Here is a 6,014-nt window from a genome sequence, read left to right on the forward strand (position 1 = left end):
GGCATGAAGAAGATGCTCACCGCAGTCGCCCTGACCTCCTTCGCCGTGGCCGGCGGTCTCGCCGCCGCCGGGACCGCCGCCGCCGACACCGCGGGGGCCAACCTGCCCTCCGTCGTGCCGCTGAGCGGTGTCCTCGCGCCGAAGGCCAAGCCCGCCTCCGCCGCGCAGATGCCGGCCGCCAACCAGCTGGTGGAGGGACTGCTGCCCGGGCAGCACTGAGCCCGGCGAGGCGGCGGAACGGAAGGACGAGGTGGCGGGACCCCCCACGGGTCCGCCACCTCGCCGCTGTCCCTCACCGGTCGACGGTGGTCAGTCCTCCACGACCAGCGACGGGGTCTCCTTGGTGAGCACCTCTCCGCGGAAGAACGCGGGGCTCTTGGCGCGCATCACCAGCATGATCACCACGCCGAGCAGCAGCAGCCCGACGCCGATCACGAAGACGGAGCCGACGCCGAACACGGCGGATCCGGAGCCGTAGGCCGGGTCCCACATGTCGTACAGCGTCTTGCCGAAGACGGCGGTCAGCATGAGGCCGCCGAGCAGCGGCATGAGGCCCTTGTAGGCCAGGTCGCGGCCGGAGCGGAAGAGCTCGCCGCGGAAGTACCACACGCAGGCGAAGGCCGTCAGGGCGTAGTAGAAGCAGATCATCAGGCCGAGCGCGTAGATCGTGTCGACCAGGACGTTCTCGCTGACCAGGGTCATCACCGTGTAGAAGGCGCCCGTGGCGACGCCCGCGACGACGGTGGCCTTGCCGGGCGTCTTGAAGACCGGGTGGACCTTGGTGAAGGACGTCGGCAGGGCCTCGTACGTGGCCATGGCGAGGACCGTGCGGGCCACCGGGATGAAGGTGGTCTGCAGGCTCGCGGCGGCGGACGCGAGGACGGCGACGAAGAGCAGGATGCCGAGCGCGGGGCCCATGACGGGGCCGGCGAGGGCGGCGAAGACGTTGTCGGAGGTCTCCGGGTTGGCCAGGCCGAGGCCCTGGTCGCCGGAGCCGACGGCCATCTGGGCGGCGATGCCGGTGGCCAGGTACGAGCCGACCAGGACGACCATGGCGATCAACGCGGCGCGGCCGGGGGTCTTCTGGCTGCCGGTGGTCTCCTCGTTGGTCGCCATGCAGGCGTCCCAGCCCCAGTACATGAAGATCGAGAGGGACAGGCCGGCGGTGAAGGCGGCGAAGGACTGGACCGCGAAGGGGTTCATCCAGGACCAGGAGAAGTCCACCGAGGTCTCGAAGGAGCCGGCCTTGGAGACGGCCAGGGCGACGAAGACGGCGAGGACGACGAGCTGGAGGCCGACGAGGGTGTACTGCACGCCCTTGGTGGCGGTCATGCCGCGGTAGCTGATGGCGGTCGCGAGGGCGATCAGGGTGAGGCAGGTGACGATGTGGACGGCCTTGTTGTCGTCCAGGGCGGCGATCGACGGATCGCCGGTGATCTCTCCGGCGAGCAGCCAGAAGTACGAGGTGGCGACGCCGGCCAGGTTGGAGAGCACGATGATCGTGGCGATCACCAGTCCCCAGCCGCACATCCAGCCGAGCTTCGGGCCGAAGGCCTTCACCGTCCAGGTGAAGGAGGTGCCGCAGTCCGGCATGGCCTTGTTGAGCTCGCGGTACGCGAACGCGACGAGCAGCATCGGCAGGAAGCCCGCGAGGAAGACGGCGGGCATCTGGAGGCCGACCTCGCCGGCGGTGGAGCCGAGGGTGGAGGTGAGGCAGTAGACGGGGGCGACAGTGGAGATGCCGATCACGGCACTGCCGAGCAGGCCCACGGAGTTCCCTCCGAGGCCCTTGGTCCGTACACCGTGGCTGTCGCCCGCGGCGACGCCCCTTACCGTGTCTCCGGCCTGGGGCCGCACGTCCACCTGAGTCATGAACAGGACGTTAAGTGCTGCGGTTTCCACATCCGGAAGATCGAACTCCGGCCGTCGCGACGATCATTGCCTTGCATTGCGAGGGCGAATCGGGCACTTGCCAATGATTGAAAGATCGACGACCGCGACGGACCGACCAACCGGTAGGCCCCTCGCGAGGTGTCCGATATGCGGGAACCGCAGCTGTGCCCCAAATGTCCGTTTTCAAATTTTCCCGAGGAATTTTCGCGGCGTTCGTCGCCCCGGCCGGACGACCGCCTCCCGGCCCGTGCTCAGCCCGGCCAGACCACCGCCTGCAGCTCGCTGTACGCGTGCAGCGCGTACGAACCCACGTCCCGGCCGACACCGCTCTTCTTGAAGCCGCCGAACGGCGCCTCCATGTTGCGGCCGACGGTGTTGACCCCGACCCCTCCGGCCCGCAACCGCGACGCGACGCGGAACGCGCGGGCCACGTCCCCGGACCACACGTAGTCGATCAGCCCGTAGTCGCTGTCGTTCGCCAGCGCCACGCCCTCCTCCTCGTCGTCGAAGGGCACCACCACGACCACCGGGCCGAAGATCTCCTCCCGCACCACCCGCATCTCGTTGGTGCAGTCCGCGAGCAGCGTCGGCGCCACGTAGAAACCGCGGTCCAGCCCCGGCCCGGCCGGCCGCTCGCCGCCCACGACCACCCGTGCGCCCTCCTTGCGCCCCAGCTCGACGTACGACTCCACGCGGTCGCGGTGCGCCGCCGAGATCACCGGGCCGACCACGGTGCCCGGCGCCGCCGGGTCGCCGACCGTGAGGTGCCCGGCGTAGCCGGCCAGCCGCTCGACCAGCCGGTCGTGGATCCCGCGCTGGGCGAGCACCCGGGTCGGGGCCGTGCAGATCTGCCCGCTGTAGAAGGAGAACGTCGTCCCGATGCCCGACACGGCCGCGGCGAGCCCGTCCTCGCCGACGTCGTCGAAGACCAGCGCCGCGCCCTTGCCGCCCAACTCCATCAACTGCCGCTTGAGCTGCCGGCCGCACACCTCGCCGATCGCCTGCCCGACGGCCGTCGAGCCGGTGAACGACACCATGTCGACCGCCGGCGCGTCCACGGCCGCCTCCCCGACCGCGGGCGCCGCACCGGTGACGACGTTCACCACGCCGGCCGGGACGCCCGCCTCCGCCAGTGCGCGGGTCATCGCGAACACCGACAGCGGGTCCTGCGGGGCCGGCTTCACCACGACCGTGTTGCCCATGGCCAGCGCCGGCGCGATCTTGCCCGCCGGATTGGCCCAGGGGTTGTTGTACGAGGTGATGCAGGTGACCACGCCCACCGGGCGCCGTACCGCCACCGCCCCGAGGACCCCCGCCCGCCCCATCGGACCGGCCGGGCTGATCTGCGGCGGCAGGGCCTGCTCGACCGGCTCCAGGGCGCCGCGCGCGTACCGCCGGAAGCGGGCCGCGCCGACGGCCACCTGCATCGCGCGCGCGGTGGCGGTGGTGGCGCCGGTCTCGGCGCGGGCCAGCAGCGTGTTCGCCTCGGCGTCCCGGGCCATGAGGTCCGCCGCCCGGTCCAGGATCGCCGCCCGCTCCTCCGGCTTCGTCCGCGACCACGTCGCGAAGGCCTCGCGCGCCGCCTCGGCGGCCTCGTGGACCTGGGCGCGGGAGGCTTCGGGGGCGCGGCCGACGACGTCCTCCGTCGCGGGGTCCACCACGTCGTAGTGGCCGCCGTCGGGCTCGACCCACTCCCCTCCTATGTAGAGGCGCTCCGTGATCCCGTCCTCGGGACGGCCCGTCGGCCCGCCGTCGGAGCGGCCCGTGGTCCCGCCCGTGCCCGGTTCCCGCGTCATCGCGTGCCCACCGTCCTCGTGTCACGGCCCGAGCGCAGGACGCGCCCCGGTATCGCGCCCGTCACCTCGTCGTCCCGTACCGTCTCCACGCCGTTGACCCGCACCGACACGATCCCGGTCGCCCGCGAGTCCAGGCGCGGGCTGTCGCCCGGCAGGTCGTGGACGAGGGTCGCCGGGCCGGCGTCGATCCGCTCCGGGTCGAAGAGGACCAGGTCCGCGTGGTAGCCGTCGGCGATCCGGCCGCGCTCGCGCAGCCCGAACAGCCGGGCCGGGTCGTCGCTCAGCATCCGCACCGCCTGCTCCAGCGGCACCAGCTTCCGGCCGCGCAGGCAGTCGCCGAGGAAGCGGGTGGTGTAGGGCGCCCCGCACATCCGGTCCAGGTGCGCGCCCGCGTCGGAGCCGCCGAGCATGACGTCCTCGTGCTGCCAGGTCTCGGCGCGCAGCGCCCAGGAGGCGGGGTCGTTGTCGGTGGGCATCGGCCACAGGACGGTGCGCAGGTCGTCGTTGGCGCAGATCTCCACGAGGCACTGGAAGGGGTCCTGGCCGCGTTCGGCGGCGATGTCCTTCACGACGCGGCCGGTGAGCCCCTCGTTCTGGCGGCTGTACGTGTCCCCGACGACGTACCGGCCGAAGTTCGCGAGGCGGCGGAAGACGCCGGCCTCCCTGGAGTCGGCGCGGCGCAGCATCTCCGCCCGTACGTCCGGGTCGCGGAGCCTCGCGATCCGCTCGGGGAGGGGAAGGCCGAGGACCTCGCCCCAGCCGGGAATGAGGTTGAGGGCGCAGAAGGTGCCGAGCGACATGTTCATGGGCGTGAGGATCGGCATCGTGAGCGCGACGATCCGGCCGCCGGACTTGCGGGCCCGCTCGGAGGCGAGGAGCTGGCGCGGGACGCGCTCGGGGACGGTGGCGTCGATGGTGAGGACGTTCCAGTTGAGGGGCCGGCCGGCGGCGGCGCTCATCTCGACGAGGAGGTCGATCTCGGCGTCGGCGAACTGGTCGAGGCAGCCCGCCACGATCGCCTCCAGCTGCGTGCCCTCGTGCTCGCCGACCGCCTTCGCCAGGGCGATCAGCTCGGCGGGCTCCGCGTGGCGGGAGGCGACGGGGGCGCCGTCGCCGTCGGAGTGGGTGGCGGACTGGGTGGTGGACAGGCCCCAGGCGCCGGCCTCCATGGCCTCCTTGAGCAGGCCGACCATCCGGCCGAGCTGTGCGTCGGTCGGCCGGCCGCCGACGGCGTCGGCGCCCATGACGTAGCGCCGCAGGGCGCAGTGGCCGACCATGAAGCCGGCGTTGACGGCGATCCGTCCTTCGAGCGCGTCGAGGTACTCGCCGAAGGACGACCAGCTCCAGTCCACGCCCTCCTCGAGCGCGGCGAGGGCCATGCCCTCGACCTTGGACATCATGCGGCGCGTGTAGTCGGCGTCGGCGGGCCGGTCCGGGTGGAGCGGGGCGAGGGTGAAGCCGCAGTTGCCGCCGGCGACGGTGGTGACGCCGTGGTTCATCGAGGGCGTGGCGTACGGGTCCCAGAAGAGCTGGGCGTCGTAGTGGGTGTGCGGGTCGACGAAGCCGGGGGCGAGGACGAGGCCGGTGGCGTCCTCGGTGGTGCGGGCGGCCGTGGCGGCGTCGGGAGCGGGGTCGGGGACGGGGTCGGGCACGGGAAAGACGATCCGGCCGTCGCGGATGCCGACGTCCGCCACGCGGGCGGGGGCGCCGGTGCCGTCCACGACGGTGGCGCCCTTGATGAGGTGGTCGAGCATGGCGGTCCTCTCTGTGCACGTGGATGTGCCCCGGACCGGGGCCGCCGCGGAACGGCCGCCGGCCGGGGCGGGTGACGGGGCGGCGATCCGGGAAGACCCACCCCGCGCCATACGCCCCTGACGGGGCGACGCCGTACGCCTCACGGGGCGGCGCCGTACGCCTCACGGGGCGGCGCCGTACGCCTCACGGGGCGGCGCCGTGCGCCTCACGGCCCCGCTCCGTACGCCTTACAAGTCCGCGCCGCACGCCTCACGGGATGGCGCCGTACGCCTTACGAGCCCGCGCTGTACGCCTTACGGGGCGGCGCCCCGAGTCCTGCGCGGGCCCGCGCGTCCCGTGTGGGCCCGCCGTCCTGTGTGGGCCCGCCGTCCGTGTGGGCCTGCCCTCCTGTGTGGGCCCGCCGTCCCGTGTGGGCCTGCACCCGTTGCGCCCCGCTGCCGGGGCCGGGCCGGGCCCGCGCTGTTGTGGTCGACGACCCCGCCCGTGCGGCCTCGTTGCGGGGCGGGTCCGCGCCCGCTGTCTCGTTGTGGGCGACGCGCCCCGCTGTCTCGTTGTGGGCAGTCGTCCCGC

At 73.0% G+C, this 6,014-nt stretch carries 4 protein-coding genes; 1 reads left to right on the plus strand and 3 read right to left on the minus strand.

Annotated features, from left to right (window positions below; all coding sequences use genetic code 11):
* Window positions 1-3 precede the first annotated feature (3 nt).
* Window positions 4-219: a hypothetical protein gene (locus ESG85_RS18385; protein ID WP_128980576.1), complete on the plus strand. Its 216-nt coding sequence runs from the start codon at window positions 4-6 to the stop codon at window positions 217-219.
* A gap of 90 nt (window positions 220-309) precedes the next feature.
* Here ESG85_RS18385 and ESG85_RS18390 read toward each other — a convergent pair whose 3' ends face one another.
* The 3 genes from ESG85_RS18390 to ESG85_RS18400 form a co-directional block, all read right to left on the minus strand.
* Window positions 310-1,872, minus strand: coding sequence for an APC family permease (locus tag ESG85_RS18390; RefSeq protein WP_128980578.1), 1,563 nt, complete (start codon window positions 1,870-1,872; stop codon window positions 310-312).
* Between the two features lie 272 nt (window positions 1,873-2,144).
* On the minus strand, window positions 2,145-3,689 hold the full coding sequence (locus ESG85_RS18395) for an aldehyde dehydrogenase family protein (RefSeq protein WP_128980580.1): 1,545 nt from the start codon (window positions 3,687-3,689) through the stop codon (window positions 2,145-2,147).
* The gene (locus ESG85_RS18400) at window positions 3,686-5,443 is read right to left on the minus strand and encodes an N-acyl-D-amino-acid deacylase family protein (RefSeq protein ID WP_128980582.1); all 1,758 of its coding nucleotides are present in this window, start codon (window positions 5,441-5,443) and stop codon (window positions 3,686-3,688) included. Before ESG85_RS18400 ends, ESG85_RS18395 begins: the two co-directional genes overlap by 4 nt.
* Between the last annotated feature and the right edge of the window lie 571 nt (window positions 5,444-6,014).

This window comes from Streptomyces roseicoloratus (assembly GCF_004117935.1).
Classification (GTDB): domain Bacteria; phylum Actinomycetota; class Actinomycetes; order Streptomycetales; family Streptomycetaceae; genus Streptomyces; species Streptomyces roseicoloratus.